Below are 25,466 nucleotides of genomic sequence, written 5' to 3' on the forward strand. Positions count from 1 at the left end.
ATCATCGCAACCGGCAGTGCGGCATCGGGAAGGATACGGCGCGCGCCGGCACCTGTGGCGGCGGCAGCGGCCACCGCACCCTTTGAAGCGACGACGTCCGGATTGTAGCCGATGAACGGGGCCGCATCGATGATGTCGAGCCGCCGGGTCACAAGCGACGCGTCCATTCGCAGCCGCGCTGCGTTGGTCACGGTGAAGCTGCCGGACAAGTCCGACTGGCCGAAGGTGCCGTTCATTCCGGTGAAGCGATAAGTCTGTGCCTGCTTCACCATCTGCGCCTTGAGCGCATAGCGGCGCGTCTGCGGGATCGCGACGTCAATGACGGCCAGCAGATCCGACAAGTCGCGGCCCTGCGCCGCCACCTTCAGCGGGACGCCTTCGAATTCCGTCAAGCCGGGCAGGGTGCCCGAAACGTCGATCACGCTGTGAGCGGCCCAGGCGCGCGCTTGGAGTCGGTTTTCCCCGCCAGCAACACTGGCATCCGGGGACAGCAACTGCGCCGAAAGGCGGAACGGCGTGGTGCGGAACATTCCGTCACCCTCCAGCCCAACCGCCTTGCCGATGCGGGTGTCGGTCGCCGCGATCGGATCGATAGTGAGATTCGCGAGCAGGGGCATCTGCGGATCGACATAATGGACCTGCGTGCCGGTGATGTCGGCTTGGTCGATGCGCGGCATCTGGAAGGGCTTGCCTTCGCGGCCTTGCGAAAACGTCCAGGTGTTGCGCTTGTGAGCACCGTCCCATTCGAGATTGGCAACGCCCCGGTCGAGTGCCAGGGAATAGACATGCCGCCGACCGAACAGCAGCGATAGCGGTGCGATCCGCGCTTCAATTCGCTGCGCCGCGAACAGGGCGCGGCCGTTGGCCCATGGCGGGTTTGAGACGGCCAGTCGTTCGGCAAGGAACTTGATGCGCAGCGGTGCGAAATAGAGCTGGAAGTCTCCGCCGACCTTTACCTCGCGGTCGCTCAGCGTACCGGCAATATTCTCGAAGGGATGCTTGAGGAACCGCCCTTTGGTGATGAACAGTACCAGCCATACAGCGAAGATCGCGCCGACCACGATCAGCAGCACGTTGCGAACGATGTGGCTGCTCCGCCGCCGGACGGATGGCGTTGGCGCAGGCGAATCCGAGGCGACTGGCGTTTCCATGGCCTATCATCGTCTGAGAGGGGGATTTGGTTGCGGGTTCACTTTGGTCAGATCTCCGGAAGCCGCTGTTCGGCGAACCCCCAACCATGTAGCCGCTCAGACCGCCGGATCAGCTCCGCAGCATCGCCGATCGAGAACGGTTGCGCAGTCTTCATCCCGTCCAGTTCATCCCAGCTCACCGGCACCGCGACCGGGGCGCCTTCCCGTGACCGTACCGAATATGGCAGCACGGCGGTCGCTCCGCGCTGGTTGCGCAGCCAGTCGATGAAGATGCGGCCCTTGCGCCTGGCCTTGCTCATCGTCGCGACGTAGCGGTCCGGCTCGGCAAGGCTCATGGCTTCGGCGAAGCGGCGGGCGAAGTCCTTGTGGGTGTCCCAGTCGTGCCCGCGTTTGAGCGGCACGACGACATGGACGCCCTTGCCGCCGGACAGCATTGCGAAGGTCACCAGGCCAAGGTCCGCGAGCCGGGCACGGATGTCGCCGGCGGCTCGGATGCATTCCTTGAAATCCAGTCCCTCGTCGGGGTCGAGGTCGAAGATCATGCGGTCGGGACGTTCCACGTCGTCGACCCTTGCCGCCCAGCCGTGGAACTCGATCGTGCCCATCTGCACGGAGGAGAGAAGGCCCTCTGCGTCATTGAGATAGAGGTAGTCCTCCACGCCGCCGTCCTTTTCGCGGATCGGCACGTGATGGACGTGATCGCCGAACGTGCCGCTGTCGTGCTTCTGGAAAAAGCATTTCTTCGCCCGGCCCTGCGGGCAACGGACGAGACTGATCGGCCGGTTCGTCACGAACGGCAGCATCAGCGGCGCGACGGCGGCGTAGTAATCCGCAAGGTCGCCCTTGGAGTTGCCGCTTTCGGGGAAGATCACGCGCTCGCGGTTGCTGATCTTCACGGCGATCTCCGCCCGTGGCGGGGCCTGCGCTTTCTCCGGCGTGACAGCCCGAGCCTTCTTGTCAATCCTGAGGCCCAAAAAGCTACCATGACGCACGCGGCCTTCGCCGGTCAGTTCGGCGAAGGCCACTTCCGCCACCAGTTTCGGGGTGACCCAGCTTGCGCCGCGTGCCTCTGCCTTATCGACGCTCAGCGGCGGGGTCTTGCGCGCCAGCTTTTCAAGCCTTGTCGCCATGTCGGCAAGACCCTCCGCGTCGAAGCCGGTGCCCACCTTGCCGCGATAGATAAGGGTCTTGTCCTCGTACTGCCCCAGCAGCAGCGAGGAGAATGGCCGGCCCTTTGCGCTCGACTTCGCCCATCCCACGATGACGAACTCCTGCCGCCGGGTGCACTTGACCTTGACCCAGTCTTTCGTGCGGCGGCCCCGGTAGGGTGCATCGATGCGCTTGGCGATGATCCCTTCCTGCCCGGCGCCGCACATCGCATCGTAGAGCGTCTCGCCAGCGCCGATCACGTGGTCGGCGACGAAGATGGGCGGCACGGCATCAGCCAGCAGCGCCTCCAGCCGTTCCTTGCGCTCGATGTTGGGCATCGCCGCCAGATTCTCGCCATCAAGTTCGAGGAGATCGAAGGCGTGGAATTCCAAGGGCTGGTCTTCGCCCTGGATGCCCTTGCCGCGCCTGAGTACGGCCTGGAGGCTGGAGAAATCGGGATTGCCGTCCGTGCCCCGGGCGATGATCTCCCCATCGATCAGGCAGGGCGGCAGGTCGAGCGCGGCGATATGCGCGGACAACGGGCCGAACTTGTCCGTCCAGTCGAGGCCGCTGCGGGTATGGACCACGACCTTGCTCCCCGCCGCCGCGACGAGCGCGCGGTAGCCGTCGAACTTTATCTCGTGCATCCACAGGTTGCCGGTGGGCACGGTGTCGACCAGAGTGGCGAGCTGGACGGGACGGAACTTCGGCAGCTTGCCCGCGCCTTTGCGGGAGCGGTTCTTGTGCCGCGCATTGCGACAGGCGGCCTTCTCCATGACCTGCGCAAAGGCATCGCCCTTCTTGCCCTTCAGCGAGTGGGTGCCGCCCTTGTCGGCTTCGATCTCGGCCATGGTGCGGCCGGTGAGCACACTGGTGAGGCCCTGTTCCACGAGTGCATCACCCGTCTGCGCATGGGCATCCTGCATCTTGCGCAGCAACCAGTTCTCGCGCTTCTCGCCGGGTCTGGGCTTCATGCGCACGAGCAGCCATTCGCCCTTCATCCGCTCGCCATCGAGAGTGAAGTGGAGGTGGCCGTCCTCGATGTCCTTCGCGCTCTTGCCCGCGATCGGCGCCCAGGTGCCCCGGTCCCAGAGCATCACCGTACCGCCGCCGTATTCGCCCTTGGGGATGCCGCCCTCGAATTCGCCGTAGGACAGGGGGTGGTCCTCGGTGCGCACGGCAAGGCGCTTGTCGTCGGGATCGGCGCTCGGTCCCCGGGTCACCGCCCAGGACTTGAGCACACCATCGACTTCGAGTCGGAAATCCCAATGCAGCCGCCGCGCCGCATGCTTCTGCACGATGAAGGCGTTGCCGCCGGTCTTGCTTCGCTTGCCCGCAGGTTCGGCGGTCTTCGCGAAGTCGCGCTTGCGGTTGTATTCGGCGAGAAGGTCGGCGCCGGGGTCGCCGGCCTTGCCGCTACGCCCGCTTGCGGGCACGGCTGCCACCCGAGGGCGATGCCTTCTTCGCCGCAGGCTTGCGCGTTGACGAGGCTGACTTGCCGCCGGCCTTGCCGTCCCCGACCGATTTCTTGAGCGCCGCCATCAGATCGATGACGTTGCCCTTGCCGCTTGCCGGTTCCTCGACATCCTCCAGAATGCGCTTGTTGCTCTTCGACTTGGCCTTCTTGTCGATCAGGCGGTGGAGCGCATCGACATAGCGGTCGTGGAATTCGGCGGGCTTGAACGGTGCGGTCTTCTTGTCGATCAGCGTCGTGGCGAGGTCGAGCAGGTCGGCGTCGGGCTTCGCATCCTCGATGTCGCGGAAGTAGCCTTGCGCCTTGTGGACCTCGTCGGCGTAGCGCAGCACTTCCATCACCAGGCCCCGCCCGCAAGGCTTGATCGACACCAGTTGCTCGCGCCCGCGCACCGCCAGTTGCCCAAGGCCGACCTTGCGCGTCTTGCGCAGCGCCTCGCGCAGGACGGTGTACGCTTCCTCTGCCAGATCGTCGGCTGGGATGACGAAATAGGGCTTCTCGTAATAGAGCACATCGATCTCATCGGCATCGACGAACTGGACGAGTTCGAGCGTCTTGCGGCTCTCGATCTTGACCGCCTCGATCTCCTCCTCGTCGAGCAGGACGTAGCTGCCCTTGGAAACCTCGAAGCCCTTGATGATCTCGTCGCGGTCCACCGGGCCGACGCCGGGCGCGACTTTCTCGTAGCGGATGCGCTTGCCGCTCGGCTCATGGATCTGATGAAAGGAAATCGCAGCGCCCGATCGCGTCGCCGGGTAGACCTCGATCGGGATCGAGACGAGCGCCAGTCGGATCTGGCCTTTCCAGTATGCGCGTGCGGGCATGGGCGGTTCCTTCCTCGGCATCACAAGCCGGATCAGGGCATGGTTGTTCCCGTCGCAGTCTGGCCGGTGGGAGCAGCGAGACTTTCGGCCAGATCATCGAGCGCCTCCTCGGGTATGCGCCGGGCGATTACGGCCATCCGGTCCTGCGGCTTGTGAGCGTCGATGACCGTGACCTCGCCTCGCCACTGGCGCAGGCGTTCGGCCAAGTACGCGGCTCGCTGGCCGGTGATGACAGGGGCTGCCTTGCCGGGGGCGTGGCACTGCGCGCAGGCTGGCAGTTGCGCTTCGGGAAGGCCTTTCGCGACTATGGCGTGCCGGTCTGCAACGGGGCCGTGAGACAGGCCGGGCAGGCGCGCGTAATAGGTCACCGCAGCTTTCATTTGCGCCTCGTCGAGCCCGGCCGCGGCTGTCTGCATGACCGCGCTGGACCGCTTGCCGGATTTGTAGGCCTGCAGCGCGCGCAGCATGTAGGCGGCATCCTGTCCGGCGATGATTGGGATGTCGGGCTGGGCGCGTCCTTTGCCGTCGACGCCGTGGCAGCCCGCGCACTGGGGCAAGGGAGCGCCTGCGATCGGCCGAGTGAGCGCGCGGTATTGCCGCGGTGTCATCGTCGGCAGGCGGCGCACGAAGCCGACCATGCGGCGGATTTCGTCGGCGCGGCTCTTTCCTGCCCATGCGGGCATGCCGGTGAACTTGATGCCGTGCCGGATGATCCAGAATAGTTCGCGATCGGTATAGTGGCCCGCCGTCCTTGCAAGGTCCGGCGCTGGCGGAGTGGCGGCCTGCATGACCGGGGAGGGCGCTTCGCCCGGCGCGCCGTGGCACACTTGACAGGACTGGCGGAAATGCCCTGCCGCGCTGACGAGGCCCGTATCGTCACGGATGACCTTGGGCGTCTGCACGGCGCTGTAGGTGCGCGCGGAATTCTGCATCGTCCAGTGCAGGAACCAGTCGGTGATCTTCCAGTGCCCGGTGGAGGCAGCGACGGGCACCAGCCCTGCCGCCGCCGCGCCCAGCCCCAGCGTGAGTGCTGCGCTGAGGGCAAGCACGACACGCCCGGTCGTGATTTTCACCATCATGTCGCGGTGTTCCGGTCTTCTCGCAGCAGGGTCGCAAGCAGGCCCAGCCCGCCGATCAGGTAACTGGCGCCGCCGATCACCAGCATCACCACGCCGCCAAGTTGCTGGTCGCCGAGCGGATCAAGCCCGTGGCCATGGTGCATCCCGTGATAGAGCGGACGCGGCGCAAGGCCAATGAGGACGCCCAGCAGGGTCATGTGCATGGACGTAAGCAGCAGTGCGCCGATCCCGCTTGCTCGGGCCGGGGGGTGGGTGGCCGCGCTCCACAGTAAAAAACCGGCCGCAAGAAAGCTCGCCTGCTCGATCACGGCTATCAGGGCGTGACTATCGGCGGCGCCGCGCAAAGCGGGCAGATGCCAGCCCCAGACGGTCAGCAGTTCCAGCAACATCATGACCATCGGTGTGACGATCGGCGGCCAGCGCCTTGCCGGATCGGCAATGGTGCCCCGTGCGGCATAGGCCAGCAGCGGCGCGGCCACGGCCACGGCGATCATGTGTCCCGCCATGTGTCCAGTCATGCCCAGCGGCAGCGGCGACAGCGCCCAGCCGATCGGGACCAGCAGCAGGCCGACAATCAGCGCGGCTCGCTTCACCGGCAGTCTCCGATGAACACGACGGGCAGGGCCGTAAACAGTACCGACACGAAACTGAGGCCCGCCAGCAGCAGGGTCGATTTGGCCAGGAACCGCAGGCGGTCGACCTCGGTGCCCTCGTCATGCGGGGGCGGATCACCGACGATGCGCTGCTGTTTCCACGCGATCCAGCCAGACAGCGCGATCACCACCAGCGCCAATACGGTGCCGAGGGTGAACAGCACCGGGAATTTGGCGAAGGCGCCGTCCTTGGCGCAGGATATCGCCGCCCACAGGTAGGCGAAGAGGAAATGGCCCGCCCATACCGCAGGCGGCACGATCAGAGTCCAGAGCGTGACCTTGAGCCGCTCATGCCACTTGCGCCGCTCACTCATCACGCGAGCTCCGGAAACAGGCCGATGGTGAGGTACGTGACCGCCACCGTCAGCGCGAGGAAGTGCATATAGACGGTGACGTTGCGGATGTCGGCGTCGTGCGCGGGCGTCATCTTCCCGGCAAGGCTACGCGCAAGGACGTAGGCCAGCATGATCGCGGCGACGCCGCAGTGCGCCGTCGTCCAGATCGCCAGCGTCCAGACGATGGCTGGATAGCTGTGCATCTGCGGGTCCATTCCTGAGAGCCAGGGTCCGGCAAGACCTGCGTAGATTCCGGCAAGACTGGCCGCGATGCCCAGCAGTACCAGCACGCGGGCGAGCGCGATCTTGCCCCGCGCGTGAACCTCGCGCGCGCCTGCCGTCGCCAGCCAGCTTGCCAGCCCTACCACCAGCGCCACCATCGGCCACCAGACGCCCGGTCCGTCCGCCATCGCCATCGGCGGGAAATCTTCATGCCGGGTCCAGAAAAAATAGTAGCCGAAGACGAGGCCGGAGAACGCCGTCGCATCGGCCATCATGGTGATGAACATCGCCCACCACCCCGGCGCCGCGTCGCCCGAGATGTAGAGCGGCAGTTCAATGCCGTGGCCGATCGGCTTGCGGGGCTTCTCCGGAATCTCCGCCGTGCCGGTCCACAGCCATGTCAGCACCAGCGCCAGCGTCAGCATGCCCGAGACGAGTGCCGCCCAGTAGAAGTGGTAGGTCGTCAGGATGAAGACCCCACCCAGCGCCACCGCCGTCAGCATCGGCAGCCAGCTCGGTCCGCCAAGTCGGATCACCGAAACGGGGCGCGCGTCCAGAACCGAGGTCACGATCGTCTCGCGCCGGCCTTCCTCGGCGTCGGGCAGAAAGTAGCGGCCTTCGTCCACCTTGCGCACGAAGTCCTCCTGATCCCAGATCGGATAGCGGCTCTCGATCAGCGGGATCGAGCGGATGCCCCAGTCCTCGTCATCGGGATGGGCGAGCCACTCCAGCGTGCCCGCAGCCCACGGATTGCGCGGAGCCTTCTGCCGCCATGGCGAGCGGCACAGGTCCAGCACGATGACCGCCACACCCGCCGCGATCACGAACGAGCCGATGGTGGAGGCAAGATTGAGGCCGCCGAGGCCAAGCTCCTCCGGATAGGTGAAGACGCGGCGCGGCATTCCCTCGAGCCCCGACAGGTGCATCGGGAAGAAGCACAGGTTGGCGCCCACGAAGATGAGCCAGAACGCGGTGCGCCCCAGTCGGTCCGACAGCTTCTTGCCCGTCACCAGCGGCCAATAGTAGTAGAGCCCTGCGAACAGCGGCATCAGCGTGCCGCCGATCAGCACGTAATGCAGGTGGGCGACGACGAAGTATGTGTCGTGCGCCTGCCAGTCGAACGGGGCGACGGCCACCATTACCCCGGTCAGCCCGCCGATGACGAAGATCGCCAGGCTCCCCGCCGCGTAGAGCAGCGGCGTCGACCAGACCACACGCCCCGCCCAGAGCGTCACGATGAACACGAAGATCTGCACCGCCGTCGGGATCGCCACGGCCTCCGACGCGGCGGAGAAGAACGCGAGGCTGATCTTGGGCAGCCCGGTCGCGAACATGTGATGGACCCAGAGCCCAAACGAAAGGAACGCGGTGCCCACCGCCGCCAGCACGATCCACGGATAGCCCAGTAGGTGCCGACGCGCGAATGTCGGCACCAGCATCGCGAACAGGGCGATCGAGGGTAGGAAGACGATGTAGACCTCCGGATGGCCGAAGATCCAGAACAGGTGTTGCCATAGCAGCGGATCGCCGCCGCGCGAGGCGTCGAAGAACGGCCAGTCGAGCAGGCGCTCCATCTCGAACAGCACGTCGCCTGCGATCAGCGGCGGGAAGGCGAACAGGATCATCACCGCGACGACGAGGATGTACCAGGCATAGAGCGGCATCAGGTTGAGCCGCATCCCCGGCGGGCGGCATTTCAGGACGCCGACGATCAGTTCGACGGCGGCGGCGACGGAGGACACCTCGATGAAGGACAGCCCCAGCATCCAGATATCTGCGCCGAGGCCGGACAGGTCCGTGCGCGTGGTCAGCGGCGGGTACATGAACCACCCGCCATCGGGCGCAGCATCGAAGAAGATCGAGCCCGATACGAACACCCCGCCGAACAGGAACGACCAGTATCCGAAAGCGGACAGGCGCGGAAAGGGCAGGTCGCGCGCGCCCAGCAATTGCGGCAGCAGGATGATCGACACCGCCTCGAACATCGGTACGGCGAAGAGGAACATCATCACCGAGCCGTGCAGCGTGAACAGCTGGTTGAACGTCCCTGCGTCCACCAGATCGTTGTCCGGCACCGCCAGCTGCATGCGTATGATGAGCGCGAGCACGCCCGCGAACAGCATGAAACCGAACGCGGTCAGGACGTACCACACGCCGACTTGGTTGTTGTTGGTGTCCGTCCAGCGCAGGAACAGTCCCTTGGGCGGTTCCCAGACCTTGCGGAGCCGCACTTCCTGCGCCTCGCGCAGCGCGATGTCGTCCTGATCGTGCAGGCTCATCGTCCCGCCTCCTTCAGCCAGCGGGCGATCACGCGTGCGTCTGCCTCCGGCATCGCGGCGTAGGAGGGCATGCGGGCTCCCGGCTTTGACTTGTGCGGATCGCGGATGAAGGCGGCGGTGTTCTCCACGGTGGGGGCAAGGATGCCAGCGCCCAGCGTGCGGCGTGTCCCGAAGTAGGTGAGGTCGGGGCCGATGCTCTCGCCGCCGGTAAGGGAATGGCACGCATTGCAGCCGCTGGCCGCGAACAGCGCCGCGCCGCGACCCTGCGTGCGAATGGGCGGCTCGCGACTGGTCGCCAGCCATGCGTCGAAGGCGGCGGGCTCCATCGCGATCACGTCGAACGCCATCAGCGCATGGCTGAGGCCGCAGAACTCCGCGCAGACGCCGCGATAGATGCCCGCCTTGTCGGCCTTGACGACGAGGTGGTTGGTGCGCCCCGGGATCATGTCCATCTTCCCCGCAAGGCCGGGGATCCAGAAGCTGTGGATCACGTCGGTCGCGGTCAGTTCGAACACGATAGTGCGGCCCACTGGAATGCGCACTTCGTTGGCGGAGATCAGGGGCGGCTGGCCCTGATGTTTGTAGCGCACCCGCCACCAGAACTGCTCGCCCTCGACATGCACGCGCAGGTTCTGCGCGGCGTCGGGGAGCGGACGCATCGCGGGCAGGGCCCAGACCAGCAGTGCCGTCAGCACCACCGTCGGCACGATCGCGCCGAGCCAGAGCACCATGCGCATTCCGCCCGCGTGGTCCAGTCGCCCCTCCGGCGCGCGCACCGCGAGGACGAACACGGCTACCACGCCCAGCGCGATGATCACCGCGCCGATCACCATCACCATGGTCATCGTCAGCGTTGAGCGTGCCTCCAGCCCGAACGGTGCGAGCGCGGACTGGTGGCTGTTGCACCCGGCCAGCAAAGCCGCGCAGACGATGATCGATTTGCGCAAGATGCCCCTTGTCCCGTGCTGTGCCCTGTGTGCGCCTGACAACGCGCGAGCGGGGCAAGAGTTCGGAGAGGTGGGCGTTACAAAGGGTTGCTGGCCCCCATCACAGCAGCTTGTCGAGCGTGATCGGCAGGTCGCGGACCCGCTTTCCCGTCGCATTGTAGATAGCGTTGGCGACCGCTGCGGCCGTGCCGGTGATGCCGATCTCGCCGATGCCGCGCGCGCCCATCGGCGTGTGCGGGTCTGGAATGTCGGTCCAGATCACGTCAATCTCGGGCACGTCCATGTGGACAGGGATATGGTACTCGGACAGGCTCGGGTTCATGACCCGGCCATTGCGTTCGTCGATCTGGGTTTCCTCCATCAGCGCCAGGCCAAGGCCCATGATGATGCCGCCGCGAAACTGGCTGGTCGCGGTCTTGGGATTGAGGATGCGCCCGCAGTCGAAGGAACCGAGGAAGCGGTTGACGCGCGGTTCGCCCGTGATCGCATTGACGCGTACCTCGCAGAACATCGCCGCATGGCTGTGCATCGACCAGTGCATGAGTTCGAGCGGCGGTGGCCCTTCGCCCGTCACTTCTATGCTGTCCTGACCCGCACGGGCGAGGATCGAGGCGTATGTCTCGTGCCGCTCGGGTTCGTCACGCTTGCAAAGACCGGCATCCCGGCATGCCACGTCGTCAGGCTTGAGGCCCGCCAAGGGGGAATCATTGCCGACGATCTCCAGCAGTTCCGTGATAAGCAGGCGGTGCGCCGCGATAACGGCTGCGCCGATGGCGGCGGTTTGCTGCGATCCTCCTGCCAGCACGGTGCCCGGAAGCGTGGAATCGCCGTACTCGAAATCCACCGCTTCGATCGGCAGCCCCAGCCGTTCGGCGGTGACCTGCACTTGCGCAGTGGCGGTGCCCATGCCCATTTCGTGCGCGGCGATCCCCACGCTGGCGCCTTTCGGCGTCATGGTCAGCCGTGCAGCGCCGCCGGGCATGCGGTAGTAGGGATAAGTGCCCTTGGCGCAGCCCATGCCGATGAGCCATTCGCCTTCGCGTCGGCTGGCGAGAACCGCACTACGCTTATCCCACCCGAACGCCTGCGCGCCCGCGCGCCAGGCATCGACGATGCGGCGCGAGGAAAAAGGCAGGCCGTTCAGCGGATCGACCTCGGGTTCGTTGCGGATGCGCAGTTCGATAGGATCGATGCCCAGCGCCTCGGCCAGTTCATCCATGGCTGATTCCAGCGCAAATGTTCCCACCGATTCGCCCGGCGCTCGCATGAAAGTATTGGCCAGGAGGTCCAGTTCGACCGTGTGCACATCGAGTTCAATTGTCTCGGCATCATAGGCGCTGCGGGCAGCGAGGATGAACGGCTCCGGCATGACGTTCGAGGGCGTCTTGGCGGTAAGGCCCTTATGGATCAGCGCTGTCAGCTTTCCGTCCGCATCCGCGCCAAGGCTGACCTGCTGCTCCGTCAACGACCGACCGCCGACCAGTCGATAAACGCCTTCGCGCGACAGGACGAGGCGTACCGGGCGTCCGCAAAGCTGCGCGGCGGCGGCGGCAAGAACATGATGCTGCCACATGCATTTGCCGCCAAAACCCCCACCTACGTAAGGCGAGGTAACAACGATCTTGTCCTCGGGAATGCCGAACATCTGTCCGAGCGACCAGGCCGTATGGCTGACAAGCTGGGAGGCGTCGTGGATGCGCAGGACATCATCCTGCCAGGCCACCGTCACCGCGTGCAGCTCGATCGCATTGTGATTGTGGCGCGGAGTGCGATAGGTCGCATCGACGCGCACGGCTGCTGCATCCAGCGCGGCTTTCGCCTTGCCCTTCTCGTCATGCAGCGGCTGGCCCATGAACATCGCGGGCCGGGCGTCAGGGCGGGCTTCGTCGAATGCTGTTACGGCAGCCACGGCTTCATAGATCACTTCGATCAGAGAGGCGGCGTGATCGGCCTGCTCCTGCGTATCCGCCAGCACCACGGCTACGGGCTGACCGTTCCAGTGGATCTGATCGTCCTGCATCACTGGAAGGCTGTCCCCGCCCGCCGCCTTGGGGTTTGACATGAACGCAGGCGGCGGCGAGAGGCGGGGCGCATTGCGGTAGGTCATCACCTCGACCACGCCGTCGGCGGCCAGCGCGCGAGCGGTGTCGAGGCGGGCGATGCGGCCCTTGGCGATGGTGCTGAAAGCAATGGCGGCAAAGACCATGCCCTCCATCGGAAACTCTGCCGCGAACCGGGCCGTGCCCGAGACCTTGAGCGGGCCGTCAATCCTCGATACCGCGCGCCCCAGATGCCCATGCTGGTGGCCGATCAGCGGATCGGCCACACCGCCCGGCACCCAGTTGTCCGGCGCCAAGGCGACGGCCTTCGCCATCAGGCCCTGCGCCATGCCCTGTACGAGGCCCTTGGCGTCCTTGGCGATGTTCATGCCGGGTCTCCCGTCAGTTCCTCAAGCACGGCGACGAGGGTGCGGCGGGCGAGTTCTATCTTGAAGCCGTTATGCCGCAGCGCGCGGGCCTGGCTCAATTCGGCATCGGCCGCTGTTGCGAAGGCGACCTGGCCGACAGGCCCGCCCCGCAGGACGTCCTCGGCGCGCCGTGCGCGCCAGGGGCGATGCGCAACGCCGCCGAGGGCCAGGCGAACATCGCGGATATGCCCGTCCTCGACGGTGATCGCGCCTGCGACCGAAACCAGCGCGAAGGCGTAGCTCGAACGGTCCCGTACCTTGCGGTACGTCGAACGGCGGAGGGCAGGTGGCAGTTCGATCGCGGTGATCAATTCACCCTGATCCAGCACGGTCTCGATATCGGGTCGATCGCCTGGCAGTCGGTGCAGGTCGGCCAGCGGGATTTGCCGTTCGCCTTTGGATGTGCGCGTGTGGACGACGGCATCAAGTGACGCCAGCGCAACCGCCATGTCCGAGGGGTGTACGGCGATACAGGCGTCCGAAGCTCCAAGGATCGCATGGTTGCGATTGAAGCCCTCGAGCGCGTCGCAGCCCTGTCCGACGTGGCGCTTGTTGCAGCGCGATCCGCTCTCGTCGTAGAAATAGGCGCAGCGCGTGCGCTGGAGCAGATTGCCGCCCGCTGTCGCCATGTTGCGAATCTGGGCGCTGGCACCGGCAAGGATGGCGCGGGAAAGAACGGGGTAGCGCTGCCTGACGAGCGGATGCGCCGCAATCGCGGTGTTGCGTGTCCCCGCTCCGATCATCAGGCCGGCGTTCGCAGTTTCCTCGATACCGACGGCAAGGCCGGATACGTCCACCAGCTCTTCGGGACGCTCGATCGTCTCGCGCATCAGATCAACGAGATTGGTGCCGCCTCCCAGATAACGCGCTCCGGTCCCGGCCTGGAGCACGGCGTCGCTGGCATCGGCAGCGCGTGCGTAACGCAGAGGTGTCATTGCGCTGCCTCCGTTTCCGGCATCGGTGACGGCGCAAACGTTGCCGCGATGGCATCGATGATTCCGTTATGCGCGCCGCAGCGGCACAGGTTGCCGCTCATTCGCTCGCGGACTTCCTCGGCGCTGAACGGCATTGTTGGGGCGTCGAGGTCATCCGTAACGTGGCTGGGGACACCGCGCTGCAGTTCGTCCGCCATGCCGATCGCCGAACAGATTTGGCCTGGGGTGCAGTAGCCGCACTGGAAGCCATCGTGTTCGATGAAGGCCTGTTGCAGTGGATGCAGATCGGTGGCTGAACCGACGCCTTCGATCGTCACGATGGAGCACCCGTCGTATTGTACCGCCAGCGCAAGGCACGACAGGATGCGTTCCCCGTCCGCCAGAACCGTGCAGGCGCCGCAGGCGCCCTGATCGCAGCCCTTCTTCGTCCCGTGCAGGTGAAGGCGATCGCGCAGAAAATCCAGCAGGGACACGCGGGGGTCGGAGGGGAGCTCGGCAGGCCCTTCATTAACGACAATGCTCATCGCAGAAAACCTCCTGATGCCGGATGTGGCTGATGGTCGGAGAATGCGCCTGTGTGTAACGCAGCCGGTGGCTCCGCGTGCCGGCAGCGCGGTATTGCGGTGTCGTCGTCAGGCAAAGCGATAGGGGCCGCCGCGTTCGAGCGCGGCCCGATACGCGGGCCGCGCGTGGATCTTGTCGAGCCAGGCGATCGTCGAAGGACGCCCCACTTCCAGTCCTCCTCGATCCCGGGCCGCTTCGAGCGGGAAGCTCATCATGATATCGGCGGCAGTGAACGTATCGCCAGCGAACCACGGCCGGAAAGACAGTTCATGCTCGACGAAATCGAGGTGGACGTCGATCATCGGCTGCAGCTTCTTCTGTGCTGTCTTGCCCAGTAGCGGGATGCGTCCCAGCACCAGATTCACCAGCAACGGCGGCATTAGCGAGCCTTCCGCATAATGGAGGAAGTGGCGGTAGAGCAGTGCCGCGTCGTCGCCATAGAGCTTACCCAGACGTCCGTCAGCCTTGCTTGTGAGGTATTCGATAATGGCGCCGGTTTCGGCGATGATCCGTTCGGACCCGGAGTGATCGCGATCGACGATTACCGGCGACTTGCCGAGCGGATGAATGCGCCTCAGTTCGGGCGGCGCCAGCATCGTCTTGGGATCGCGTTCGTAGCGCTTGACCTCATAGGGCAGGCCCAACTCTTCCAGCAGCCACAGGACGCGCTGCCATCGTGAGTTTTCCAGATGGTGGACGACGATCATCGGTGCATGGCTCTCCGTCGAATACGCGTACGGGGCCAACGGACTTCGGGCAGCAAGGTTGCCGCCCTCAGCCCCGCCGCGTCAGAGCGCCGAATGCCTGCTTCACCTTGGAAATCCCGAAACGAAGCGCCTGACCGGGATCGATATGCGGCATGGCGGGAATCTCATCAGGATTGACGACGGCATGGAGGATCGCTGGCCCGGGTTCGGCCAGCCATGCATCCACGACGGCGGTCAGTTCGTGCGGCGTTCTGGCCGTGAACCCGCGCGCGCCGGAGGCCTGCGCGAATGTGGCGAAGTCGAGGTTGGGGAACGAGGCTCCCTCGCTCGGCGGAACTCCGGCGCCTTCCATCTCCAGATGAACAAGGCCCCAGGTGCTGTTGTCGTAGACCACCACCTTGACCGGCAGCTTGTGTTCCACTGCGGTCATGAATTCGCCCAGCAGCATCGTGAAACCGCCATCCCCCGCGTGAAGGATCACCTGCCGCGCGGTATCGAGCGCCTGGACGCCGTTGGCTATGCCCATGCCGGTGCCGACGGCGGCATTGTTGAACGAGCCGGTGATCTGCTGGCGCCCGCTCTGGCGCAGCCAGTTCGCCGCCCACTGCGTGACCTCGCCGGTATCCGTTACCCACACCGCGTCCTCGGCGGCACGATCGCTGACCGCGCGGGCGACGGCCTGCGGGTGAAGCATGTCGGGCGATCGATCGAGCGCGGCCTTTTCGTCCAGCATCGCGTCCCACTTCGCGCGGTCGGCATTCACCGCATCGAGAGCGCTTTCAGCTCTTCCGCAGCGCCGTGACAGCCAAAGCCGCATAGGACGGCGACGGTCTTCGCCTCGCCGATCATCTGCGCCAGCGCGGTGATGTCGGCCGCTGCCGGTGCGACTTCGGGCCAGGGGCGCAGGGTGGCGATGCTCGGCACCGGGCCGGGAACTTTCGCGGCGAAAACCTCGGGCGGGATGGAGATGTGCGCGACGCCGCGCTCGCCATACGCATGCGCGATCGCCTGTTGAATGACCGCTGCTGCCTGAACTGGCGAGGCGATGATCTCGCTGTCCATGGCCGGTACAATGCCCATGTAGAAAAAGCCGGTATCCAAGCTCAGGGCCCCGACTTTCACCGGCACCCGGCCAGGGTTCTCCGGCAACATGGCTCCGGTCGGCTGATCCGCCACGCCTGGGCCAAATTGACCTTTTCTGTTAGTACTGATGGTCAAGTCGCTGACATTGTTGACCGTGTCGTGAAATTTGCCGGATCCGTTCGTATCGAACGTTAGCGAGCCAATCGCTGGGCCGCCAATAGACACCTGATAAACGGCGCTGGATGTCGGTGTCGGTGAAGGTGCGGGCGCCACTGGTGTGGGGACAGGGGTTGGAGCGGGCGTACTGCCGTTGCCTCCCGAATTATCGCCTCCACACCCCGCGAGCAACAGCAGCGCCAACGCACACGAAAAACCACCGATCGCAAATCTCATAATGCCCCCGAAGTCCCTCATCAGTCAGGGCAGGGCATAGAAATTTCTAATTTTCTTAATTATATCAATATTTTCTATTCGCCATACGGCGTTAATCCACAACGCCAGCTTGATTTGTTGGTTCGACAGTCTTCGTCGTTCGCCGACCAAAAGGCGAAATCATCCGCGACCCATCCATTCAATGGCACTCGCGGCGCTGCTCCGTCGCCATCCCGGCAGCCCAAAACGCTAAATATCCATAGACCAGTGAGTGGGGCCCGCGGGTTAGTCCCTCGGAGACTATCGTACGCCTACCAGCACCTGAAGCTCTTCGCGATAGCGGAATGGCCGCTTTCAGCCGGGGATCCTGGGAAGTCGCCATTCTGGGACCTACGGGAGAGCGGACATATGGCATGACGAGATTTGCGTTTCGGCAATGGTCCGCGGGGCAACCATTATTCGATCTTGGGATGGCGCAGCGACATGGCTGCCACCGCGCTACCTATCCGGTCGCCGCGTCGAAGCGCGGGGCGTGGTCGAAGTCCGCCTTGCCGAAAGGGCGGTCGCGGAACATGTAGCCATAGTAGAACTCGCGAAGGCGGCGGTGGTAGTCGCGGATCTGGTCGCGATAAGCGAGTTGCGCTGTAAGATCGGTCCGCGCCATCCCGGTCAGCAGCGCCTGCACGCCGACCGAGGGCAGCACCCAGCCGAGGCTGCGCGCGGTTTGATCGCGGGTCTCAAGGCCCTGCCGATAAGTGCGCACCTTGCCCGCCACGCTCTCGTCGCCGACCTGGTGGAAGGCGAAATACCACTTGTAATGAAACGCGGTGCCCAGAGGCGCGGAATCGGCCCATTGCGGGTGACTGGCATAGAAAGCCCGCATCGTGTCCTCACGGGGAATGTCCCATGCGTGATTGACGGCCTCGCGCTGGGCCAGAGCGATCTCGGCGCCCTGGTTCACCGGGATCGCGCGGTTGATAACGACATGACCGAGCGCCGGCAGTACCAGCACGAGCACCAGCCATAGCGCCGCAAGGCTTGCCGCATTGGCGACGCTGCTCCAGCGCAGTCGGCCGATCAGCGCGCTCAGGCATGCCCAGAACAGCAGGTAGCCAAGGACTAACCCCAGAATTACCAGGATCGCGCCAGCTGCGACGCCCGATATGCCGGCGGCTACGGCGAAAGGCACGCCGATCGCCGCCCACAGCAGCGCAAGGCGCAGCAGGGTGCGGCGTCGCCACAAGGCCGCGCCGCCATGCGGGAGAGCGGCAAGCGTGCGCCAGCGCCCGGCCTCGCGCTCGCCCGATGTCAAGTCGTGGCACAAGGCGATGACGAACAGCGGGGCGAGGAACACCAGCACGAAGGCGAAGTCGAAGCGGCCGGGAAGCGCCAGTTCCGGGTTGAAGGTATCGCCATCGTAGATCTGCGCTTCGAGGCCCAGCGCCCGCACGCGCAGGATGTAAGGGGAGACGTCGCGCATCCCCAGCGCCGCGAAGGCGAGCGGTGAAGGCGCGTTCCAGGTCGGATGGAAGCTGTAGTAGGCGGCGCTGCCCGCATCCTTCTCCTTGTCGACCCAGGTGGCGATGGCGCCGATGTCCTCGGCCTGCGCAGCAGCAATGGCGGCGATGGCGGCGCGCTGGCGACCGACTTCGGCCATCCCCGCGACCAGCGCCGCCGCCGTCAGCACCGCCAGCAGGCCAACGGCGATCATGGCGAGGCGCTGGCGCAGCAGCAGGCGGGCTTCATGCATCCACAGGGTCATCGGCCCCCTCCCAGACGGCGCCCCAGACGGCAGGTGGCGAAGGCGAGCAAGGCTCCGGCAAGCATGAGCCATCCGGCGATCACGACCAGCCCCGGCAGAGCGCGGGCGGCGAGTGTCGCACCGTCTGGCGCGCGATACGTGAAGTCGGGCATCTTTTCCCAGTTACCGGCGGCAATGCGCTTGCGGCGGTCGGCGTCCGCGTCGCTCGCGGTGTCGTTGGCATAGGTGACGCCATCGGCCTGCAGCCGGTTCAGCCGCTGGACGAGGTCGTAGCGATAGGCTTCCGCCTGTTCGAGAAAGCTGCGATGGGCCGCAAAGTCGGTCCCCGCGGCTGCCATCGACAGCGAGCGCAAGGCGATCGCCGGACTGATTGCGCCGACCATGCCGACAATGGCGTTCTGCGAGCCCTGTGCCGCGTAGCTTTCGCCGCTGTAGCGCTCGAACAGCGCGGAGGTGACTTTCTCTCCCTCCACCGCGAGAAGCCCCTTGTAGTTGACCGGCAGGTCTTCCACCCGCGTCACGCCGTAAAGCCGGAGCACCGATCGCTTGAAGGCGGCGAAGTGCGGATCGTCGGGGTTGTGGGCATCGCCGAGGCGGCGCAAGTCGCGCGCGATCGCCACTTCGGTCTGCAGGCGGTTCTGCAGGGGCACCGCCGCGCTGGCGATATCCGGCGCCACGCGCGGGAGCAGGACGACGCTCACCGCCCAGATCGCCACGAGCGCCAGCAGCGCATCGCGGCTGCGGCCGACAAGCGTGGAAACCAGTACGATGGCCGTGACCCACAAGAGCAGCCATGCCGCATAACCCAGCACGATCACGGCCATCGGCAGGCTCGCCGCGCCTGACGTCCCCGCTAGCGCGACGAGGCCCAGGATCGCAGGCAGCATCACCAGCAGGGCGACGGTGGCCAGCGCGCGCAGCTTGCCGCGCACGATCGCCCCGCGCGTCGCGCCCTGCATCATTAGCACGCGCAAGGTGCCGCGCTCCGTCTCGCGAGCGACGGCGCCATAGCCGAGGAAGATTAGCAGCAGCGGCGCCACCGTCTGCAGCACGAAGGCGGGCGTCAACTGGCCGAAGCGGACCAGCAGCGAGCTCTGGTTGACGTCGCCGAAGTTGGCGGTGTTCTGACGGTGCCCTTCGAGGAACATCGAATTGCCGGTGAAGGCATCGACGCCCGGATCGAAGGCGGCGAGCGCGCTCAGCGGGCGGAAGATGAATGTGCCGTAGTGGACCATGCGATGCGGATGCCGGTCGGGCTGCGCGTCGAAGGCCTGCTCGGCCTCGTGCTGGTGACGGGCGCGCAAGTCCTCGATCTCGCGCTGGTGCGACCAGGAACTTGCAACCGCCACCAGGGTAAGCAGCACCAGCAGCACGCAGGCGATCACGGCGACGCGGTTGCGGCGCATCAGCCGCAGCTCGTCGCGCGCTATCAGGGGTGCGGCGTTCATGCCGCCACCCTCTTCGCGGCGACCGCGAAGCGGGCGTGCAACGCGCGCACGTCGAAGCGGTCCTCGCCCCGCGCCGTCACGTCCTCGACGATGCGCCCGGCTTCGAGGAAGCAGATGCGATCGGCGATGTCGGCGGCGCTCAGCAGGTCATGCGTCACCATGAGCACGGCGGTGCCACGTGCGCGCACCGCGAGCACCAGAGCGTTGAAGTCCGCCGTCGCCCGCGGATCTAGGCCGGAAGTCGGCTCGTCAAGCAGCAGCACCGGCACTTCGCGCAGCAGTGCGACCGCGATGGCCACCTTCTGACGCATCCCCTTTGAGAAGGCGCCGAGCCGCTGGTCCCAAGCGCGCTCCTGCAGGCCGGCGGCGGCGAAGGCCTCGACGATCGGCGCGCGGGCCTGCTTCCCGCCGGAGAGGGCCAGCAGGTATTGCGCGTTCTCCACGGCGGTCAGATGTTCGTAAAGCGCGACGTTCTCGGGCAAGTAGGCGATCTGGCGGCGAGCGTCGTCAGGCGCGGCGCCGGGATCGATGCCGCAGACCGAAATGGAGCCGGCCTGCGCCTTCACGAAGCCCAGCAGGGTCGACAGCGTGGTCGATTTGCCCGCACCATTACCACCCAGCAAAGCGGTCACGCTGCCTGCGGGCGCCGAGAGCGAAAGACCGTCCAGAACCCGGTGGTCGCCGTAAGTGACAGCGAGGTTCTCGATCAGGATCGGCAGTGTCGTTTCAATCATAATGTTTCCCGAATATTGCTAAAGAAGTCAGGATTTCTGCGGATTTTGCGGCCTCCTGCCTTATTAATTGATATGATGCAACATATCATTGACGGCCGCCGTTTGTGCTGACAGAAGCCCGCCCGAACGAGGCACCGCGCTGCCTCGGGACATAGTCACCGTGGGGATCGCATGCTTCGCTTTACCAGGAATCGCCGGCTGCTTGCCGGAACTCTGCCGTTCGCCATCGCGCTGGCGCCGTCTGGCGGTGCCTTGGCCGAAGAGGCCGGAGCCGAAGGTGAGGAGCGCAGCGAGGCGATCACCGTAAACGGCGTGCGCCAGGCCTATCGCGGCGACTTCGCGGTGTCGGAAATCCCACAGTCGATTGCCGAGATCGATGCGAAGACGCTGGAGCAGAACGGCATCCAGCGGCTGACCGACGCGCTCGATCTCAACGCCTCGGTGGTGCGGCAGAACACGCTGGGCGGCTTGTGGGATGCCTTTGCGATCCGGGGCTTCGCTGGCGACGAGAACATGCCGAGCGGCTATCTCGTCAATGGCTTCAACGGCGGGCGCGGTTTCGGCGGGCAGCGTGATACGGCGGGGATCGAGCGGGTCGAAGTGCTCAAAGGGCCCGCTGCAGCGCTGATCGGGCGCGGCGAGCCGGGCGGCACGATCAACCTCGTGACCAAGCAGGCCGAATTGGGCCGCAGCTTCGGCACCGCCGCGATCCAGTACGGCAGCTGGGACCGGGTGCGCGGCGAGGCCGACGTCAACATCTCCCTGACCGGAGGTCTTACCGTGCGCCTGATAGGCTATGGCGAGGAGGGCGATACCTTCCGCGATCACGTCCATCAGTCGCGCTGGGGCTTCCTGCCCTCGGTCGGCTTCGCGCTCGGACCGGATACGCGCCTGACCTACGATCTGGAGAAGACCCGTGTGTCGGTTCCGTTCGATCGCGGCATCGTGGTGCTGGACGGCAATTTCGACACCGTCCCGCGCTCCCGCTTCCTTGGCGAGCCGGGTGATGGCGATACGGTCGCCCGCGCCGAAGGGCACCAGTTGCGGCTCGACCATCAGTTCAGCGACCGCTGGAGCCTGCTGGTGGGCGGAAGCATTCGCGATACGCTGCTCACCGGATTTTCCTCCGATGCGGAGACGGCGGCCTCGCGCCAGGCGCTCTACACCGACGGCCGCTCGCTCTCGCGGCAGCGTCGTTCGCGTCGTTACGATGCACGGCACTATGTACTGCGCGTGGAACTGGCGGGTGAATTCGAGACCGGCGCGCTGACGCATCGCGTGCTGATCGGTGCGGACTACGACAATTTCGATTACAAGCAGTTGTTCCTGCGCTTCCGCCCGCCTGCCCTCAGCACCAATCCCACGGCGCAGCAGGGCAATGTGATCGACATCCTCGACCCGGTCTACGGCCGCTTCCCGCTACCCGTCGGCGCGACCATGATGGACCGAACGGACCGCCAGCGTTCGATAGGCGCTTACGTGCAGGACCAGATCGAGGTGACTGACCGGCTGCAGATCCGCATCGGCGGGCGCTTCGACCACCTGACGCTGGAAACCGACAATCGCCTGACCAGCCAGAACAGCCGCCGCAAGCGCAGCCGCTTCAGCCCGCAAGCCGGCGTGGTCTACGAACTGAGCGATCCGGTGACGATTTACGCCGCCTATGGGCAGGGCTTCCGGGCCAATGTCGGCACCAATGTCAACGGGCAGATCTTCGATCCCGAAAACAGCGAATCCTTCGAGGCAGGTGCCAAGCTGAGCCTGCTGGGCGGAGCGCTGACCGGAACGCTGTCGGTGTTCCATCTCACCAAGGCCAATGTGCTGGCGACCGATCCCAACGCGCCGGGGTTCTCACTGGCGCTGGGCAAGGCGCGCAGCCGCGGCGCCGAGTTCGACCTTGCCGGGAAGCTGCCGGGCCGCGTCGATGTTCTAGTGAGCTACGCCTATGTCGATGCCGAAGCGCGCTCGGCGATGGTGGACCCCAATACCTCGTTCCAGGTGCAGGTCGGCGATGCTCTGGTGAACATCCCGAAGCACAACCTCAATATGCAGCTCGCCAAGTCCTTCACTCTGGGCAAGCGCGAGGTGCAGATCGGCGCGGGCATGCAATACGTGGGGAAGCGCCGCGGCGAAACGGGCACCGATTTCATGCTGCCCTCGCACACGCTGTTCCGCCTGTTCGGCAAAGTCGACGTGATAGAACACCTCGAACTGTTCGGTTCGGTGACCAACCTCTTCGACGAGCACTGGTACGCCAACAGTTACTCACCGCTCTGGGTGCAGCCCGGCGCGCCGCGTACCGGGACCATCGGCCTGCGCGCGCGGTTCTGATGGCAGGGGATCGATCGATGCTGAAGTTCGCCGTCCTCGCCGCCACTCTCGCCATCACGACTGCCGCTGCAGCGGCGGAATCGGCACCGCCCGCTGTACTGCCACCCGCACTGGCATGGTCGGGCGCGAGCGAGAAGCTGATCGTCCAGTCCGGCGATCCGTGGATCACCCCGGCCGAGGCCTCAGGGTTCCAGACCACGCCCCGCTATGACGAAGTGCGCGACTGGCTCGACAAGCTGGCCAAGGCCTCGCCGCTTATCCGGGTCGAGAGCTTCGGCAAGACCGGCGCAGGCCGCGACCTGTTGATGGTGCGCGCCAGCACCGGCGGACCGGGCAAGCCCGTCGTGCTTGTGCAGGCGGGTATCCACTCAGGCGAGATCGACGGCAAGGATGCCGGCCTCATGCTGCTGCGCGACATCGCGGTGCGCGGCAAAAGCGGCCTGCTCGACAAGGTCGATCTCGTCTTCGTGCCGATCCTCAACATCGACGGGCATGAGCGCTCGAGCCCCTGGAACTTCCTCCACGTGCGCGGCCCCGAGGCCAAGGGTACCGAGGGGAACGCGCGCAACATCAATCTCAACCGTGATTACGCCAAGCTCGACACGCCCGAAGTGCGCGCGATGGTCGCGCTGCTGCGGCGGCTGGACCCGGCGCTCTACATCGACTGCCACGTCAGCGGCGGCTTCGACATGCAGTATGACGTGACCTACACATATGCAGGCTGGGGCAAGTATGCGCGCCACCGCGCTACCGCGCTATGGCTGGAGCAGCGCTTCGGCCCGGCCGTGAAAGCGGCGCTGACGCGCGCCGGGCACGAGCCGATCATCTACCCCAGCCCGATCGACACCCGCGATCCGCAAAAGGGCATCCGCTACAGCCCCGAAGGTCCGCGTTATTCGACAGGCTATGGCGACTTCATCGGTGTGCCCACGGTGCTGGTTGAGAACCACATGCTCAAGCCCTACCGCCAGCGAGTGCTCGGCACTTATGTGCTGCTGGAGGCCGCACTCAAGCTCGCCGCACAGGACGCGGGACGCATCGCCGAGGCCAAGGCGATCGACCGCGCCGAACGCCCCAGGCAGTTGCTCACCCGCTGGGCTCCGGCAAAACAGCCGATCGGCTGGGTGGACAAGTTCAAGGGCGTCGCCTTCGAGACATACCATTCGGCGGCCACCGGCCGGATGGAGCAGCGCTGGACCGGCAGAAGGATCACGTTCCGCATGCCGATCATCGGGCAGAAGCCGACCGAGGCTGTCCCACTCCCCGAGGCCTGGCTGATCCCCGCAGCGCAGACCGAGGTGATCGAAAAGCTGCGCCTGCATGGCATCGGCTTTGAAACGCTGGCAACCGACAGGGTCCTTCGTGTGGACACGGTGCGCCTTCATGACGTCAGGCTGGCCCCGGCCCACGATGGACGCATCCCGGTGACGGCGCGTTTCACGCACGAACAGAGCGAGGCGGCGATCCCGGCAGGCACGGTGCGGGTTGCATCCGACCAACCGCTCGGACTGCTCGCGGCGGCGCTGCTGGAGCCGGAAAGCCTGGACAGCTTCCTCGCATGGGGCCTGTTTCCCGAAGTGCTTTCGGCTCCCGCAGGAACAGAGGATTTCGTGATGGCGCCGATCGTCGACGCGTTGCTGGGATCAGATGCCGAACTATGCGCGGAGTTCGTCAGCAAACTGGCTGCGGACAGCACTTTTGCTGCCAGCTCCAAAGCGCGCTTACAGTGGCTGTCTGATCGCCTTCCTCATCGCGACGGGTTCAGCCGCGTCTATCCAATACAACGGGTGGTTGTCGAAAATTGGCTCGTCAAAATGTAATGACCGCAATGGGCGCGTCTGAGCGGCTTACGCGGCCGACCCTTTGTTGCCGCTCCGCCAGCGATCTTGGTTCCTCAGGTGCGGACCGTCCGCTTATCCCTCCCACATGACCAGCATTACGGGATGAGACGATCCGAGCGGAGCCTTTCGAATAGGGCGTAAAAGGCCTTTTCGGTCGATTGATATGCCGTAAAACCGAGCCGCCGGCCTTTTGACATGTCCGTAACGACCTCTATCGGTCGTGCCGCGCGAACTCTACAAGTCACTTACCTGGGATCGCGGTAAGGAACTGGCCGATCATCCGCGCCTCACGCTGGCTACCGATGTTGAAGTCTATTTCTGCGACCCGCAGTCGCCCTGGCAACGCGGCTCCAACGAAAACACCAATCGCCTGCTGCGACAGTATTTTCCCAGAGGAACAAATCTGTCGCTATAAAGCCAGGCCAAACTGAGCGCTGTCGCCCGACAACTCAACGAACGACCAAGGAAAATGTTCGAATACCAAACACCCGCACAGCGTTTCCAAGCTTGTGTTGCCTCCACCCGTTGAACCCACCACCCATTTCGGATGGTCAGTGCCCGATCTCTATTCCCCAGGTGCAGCCTGTCTGCTTTGTCGGTCACTAATTAGGAATGGTACGATGTTGTCCGACTAAGTCTATATCTGCGGTGTGGGGTTCCACGATTTGCGTCTTTTCAATTGCCATCGGCATCGACCATGAACACGATTGGCTTGCCGCGCGATGCGGGATCCCACCCGGCCGACAGGGCTGCTTGCACGCCGCGCGAGGCAATCGTGTCGTTGATATGCAATCGCCCTTTCGGCAACCCTTTCAGCAAGCGCTTTGGAGCCGGAAATTCCAGCACCGCTTCACGCGCCATGCCGTGCTGACGCAGGGAAATTGTCATCCCCTTCCAGCCATCGGAAGAGGACAATTGGGGATCGCTGAGGAGTTCCCAGTCATATTTGAACCCATCGATTTCGACGGTGCCACCACGGCCATGTTTATGAAGCATTACCCGCCTTTAGCATGCTGACGGCAGTCCTCCACCCCACATCCGTGCGCGTGCCCCGATGCGCGTTCAGTTCCTTGGAGGCTCGGAAACCTCTATACTGGTAGAGGGGCTTG

General features: G+C 65.2%; 19 protein-coding genes and 3 pseudogenes. 3 read left to right on the plus strand and 19 right to left on the minus strand.

Annotation, left to right across the window (positions count from 1 at the left end; translation table 11 throughout):
- The 17 genes and pseudogenes from HWN72_RS22395 to HWN72_RS22475 form a co-directional block, all read right to left on the minus strand.
- Window positions 1-1,151, minus strand: a pseudogene (locus HWN72_RS22395) (AsmA family protein); the annotation flags it as partial.
- 47 nt (window positions 1,152-1,198) lie between these two features.
- A complete protein-coding gene (gene ligD, locus HWN72_RS22400; protein WP_211151444.1) occupies window positions 1,199-3,745 on the minus strand; it encodes a DNA ligase D in 2,547 nt (848 codons plus the stop codon).
- Window positions 3,717-4,598: a Ku protein gene (locus HWN72_RS22405; protein WP_008830544.1), complete on the minus strand. Its 882-nt coding sequence runs from the start codon at window positions 4,596-4,598 to the stop codon at window positions 3,717-3,719. Before HWN72_RS22405 ends, ligD begins: the two co-directional genes overlap by 29 nt.
- A gap of 32 nt (window positions 4,599-4,630) precedes the next feature.
- Entirely contained in the window at window positions 4,631-5,677 is a 1,047-nt protein-coding gene (locus HWN72_RS22410; protein WP_211151445.1) for a c-type cytochrome, read from the minus strand.
- A complete protein-coding gene (locus tag HWN72_RS22415) occupies window positions 5,674-6,270 on the minus strand; it encodes a cytochrome c oxidase assembly protein (RefSeq protein WP_289357137.1) in 597 nt (198 codons plus the stop codon). The genes HWN72_RS22410 and HWN72_RS22415 overlap by 4 nt, the downstream gene beginning before the upstream one ends.
- Window positions 6,267-6,644, minus strand: a complete 378-nt coding sequence (locus tag HWN72_RS22420; protein ID WP_211151446.1) for a hypothetical protein — start codon at window positions 6,642-6,644, stop codon at window positions 6,267-6,269. The genes HWN72_RS22415 and HWN72_RS22420 overlap by 4 nt, the downstream gene beginning before the upstream one ends.
- Window positions 6,644-9,166: a cytochrome c oxidase subunit I gene (ctaD, locus tag HWN72_RS22425; protein WP_211151447.1), complete on the minus strand. Its 2,523-nt coding sequence runs from the start codon at window positions 9,164-9,166 to the stop codon at window positions 6,644-6,646. Before ctaD ends, HWN72_RS22420 begins: the two co-directional genes overlap by 1 nt.
- The gene (coxB, locus tag HWN72_RS22430; protein ID WP_008830549.1) at window positions 9,163-10,113 is read right to left on the minus strand and encodes a cytochrome c oxidase subunit II; all 951 of its coding nucleotides are present in this window, start codon (window positions 10,111-10,113) and stop codon (window positions 9,163-9,165) included. Before coxB ends, ctaD begins: the two co-directional genes overlap by 4 nt.
- 100 nt (window positions 10,114-10,213) lie before the next feature.
- Window positions 10,214-12,541: a xanthine dehydrogenase family protein molybdopterin-binding subunit gene (locus HWN72_RS22435; protein ID WP_211151448.1), complete on the minus strand. Its 2,328-nt coding sequence runs from the start codon at window positions 12,539-12,541 to the stop codon at window positions 10,214-10,216.
- Window positions 12,538-13,515 (minus strand): xanthine dehydrogenase family protein subunit M, encoded by a 978-nt coding sequence (locus HWN72_RS22440; protein ID WP_069710001.1) that lies wholly within the window; start codon window positions 13,513-13,515, stop codon window positions 12,538-12,540. The genes HWN72_RS22435 and HWN72_RS22440 overlap by 4 nt, the downstream gene beginning before the upstream one ends.
- Complete coding sequence (locus tag HWN72_RS22445; protein ID WP_211151449.1) at window positions 13,512-14,039, minus strand: 2Fe-2S iron-sulfur cluster-binding protein; 528 nt, start codon at window positions 14,037-14,039, stop codon at window positions 13,512-13,514. The genes HWN72_RS22440 and HWN72_RS22445 overlap by 4 nt, the downstream gene beginning before the upstream one ends.
- Window positions 14,040-14,147: 108 nt before the next feature.
- The gene (locus tag HWN72_RS22450; RefSeq protein WP_211151505.1) at window positions 14,148-14,786 is read right to left on the minus strand and encodes a glutathione S-transferase family protein; all 639 of its coding nucleotides are present in this window, start codon (window positions 14,784-14,786) and stop codon (window positions 14,148-14,150) included.
- A 67-nt stretch (window positions 14,787-14,853) separates the two neighbouring features.
- Window positions 14,854-15,549, minus strand: a complete 696-nt coding sequence (locus tag HWN72_RS22455) for a thiamine pyrophosphate-dependent enzyme (RefSeq protein ID WP_211151450.1) — start codon at window positions 15,547-15,549, stop codon at window positions 14,854-14,856.
- The gene (locus tag HWN72_RS22460; RefSeq protein WP_211151451.1) at window positions 15,546-16,004 is read right to left on the minus strand and encodes a hypothetical protein; all 459 of its coding nucleotides are present in this window, start codon (window positions 16,002-16,004) and stop codon (window positions 15,546-15,548) included. Before HWN72_RS22460 ends, HWN72_RS22455 begins: the two co-directional genes overlap by 4 nt.
- A gap of 739 nt (window positions 16,005-16,743) precedes the next feature.
- Complete coding sequence (locus tag HWN72_RS22465; protein ID WP_211151452.1) at window positions 16,744-18,003, minus strand: DUF3526 domain-containing protein; 1,260 nt, start codon at window positions 18,001-18,003, stop codon at window positions 16,744-16,746.
- The gene (locus HWN72_RS22470; RefSeq protein ID WP_211151453.1) at window positions 18,000-19,451 is read right to left on the minus strand and encodes a DUF3526 domain-containing protein; all 1,452 of its coding nucleotides are present in this window, start codon (window positions 19,449-19,451) and stop codon (window positions 18,000-18,002) included. The genes HWN72_RS22465 and HWN72_RS22470 overlap by 4 nt, the downstream gene beginning before the upstream one ends.
- Window positions 19,448-20,185, minus strand: a complete 738-nt coding sequence (locus HWN72_RS22475; RefSeq protein ID WP_211151454.1) for an ABC transporter ATP-binding protein — start codon at window positions 20,183-20,185, stop codon at window positions 19,448-19,450. The genes HWN72_RS22470 and HWN72_RS22475 overlap by 4 nt, the downstream gene beginning before the upstream one ends.
- A gap of 171 nt (window positions 20,186-20,356) precedes the next feature.
- On the opposite strand from HWN72_RS22475, the gene HWN72_RS22480 reads away from it, so the two are divergent.
- The gene (locus HWN72_RS22480; protein WP_211151455.1) at window positions 20,357-22,516 is read left to right on the plus strand and encodes a TonB-dependent siderophore receptor; all 2,160 of its coding nucleotides are present in this window, start codon (window positions 20,357-20,359) and stop codon (window positions 22,514-22,516) included.
- Between the two features lie 17 nt (window positions 22,517-22,533).
- Window positions 22,534-24,336: a M14 family metallopeptidase gene (locus HWN72_RS22485; RefSeq protein WP_248006252.1), complete on the plus strand. Its 1,803-nt coding sequence runs from the start codon at window positions 22,534-22,536 to the stop codon at window positions 24,334-24,336.
- 116 nt (window positions 24,337-24,452) lie between these two features.
- Here the strand turns inward: HWN72_RS22485 and HWN72_RS31280 are convergent.
- A pseudogene (locus HWN72_RS31280) lies at window positions 24,453-24,578 on the minus strand (NAD-dependent dehydratase); the annotation flags it as partial.
- Between HWN72_RS31280 and HWN72_RS22490 the strand changes: the two are divergent.
- Window positions 24,578-24,886, plus strand: a pseudogene (locus HWN72_RS22490) (IS30 family transposase); the annotation flags it as partial. The pseudogenes HWN72_RS31280 and HWN72_RS22490 overlap by 1 nt on opposite strands.
- A gap of 146 nt (window positions 24,887-25,032) precedes the next feature.
- On the opposite strand, the gene HWN72_RS22495 reads toward HWN72_RS22490, so the two are convergent.
- Entirely contained in the window at window positions 25,033-25,353 is a 321-nt protein-coding gene (locus HWN72_RS22495; protein ID WP_211151457.1) for a hypothetical protein, read from the minus strand.
- Window positions 25,354-25,466 lie beyond the last annotated feature (113 nt).

The sequence above is a fragment of the Novosphingobium sp. HR1a genome (assembly GCF_015594425.1).
GTDB lineage: Bacteria > Pseudomonadota > Alphaproteobacteria > Sphingomonadales > Sphingomonadaceae > Novosphingobium > Novosphingobium resinovorum_A.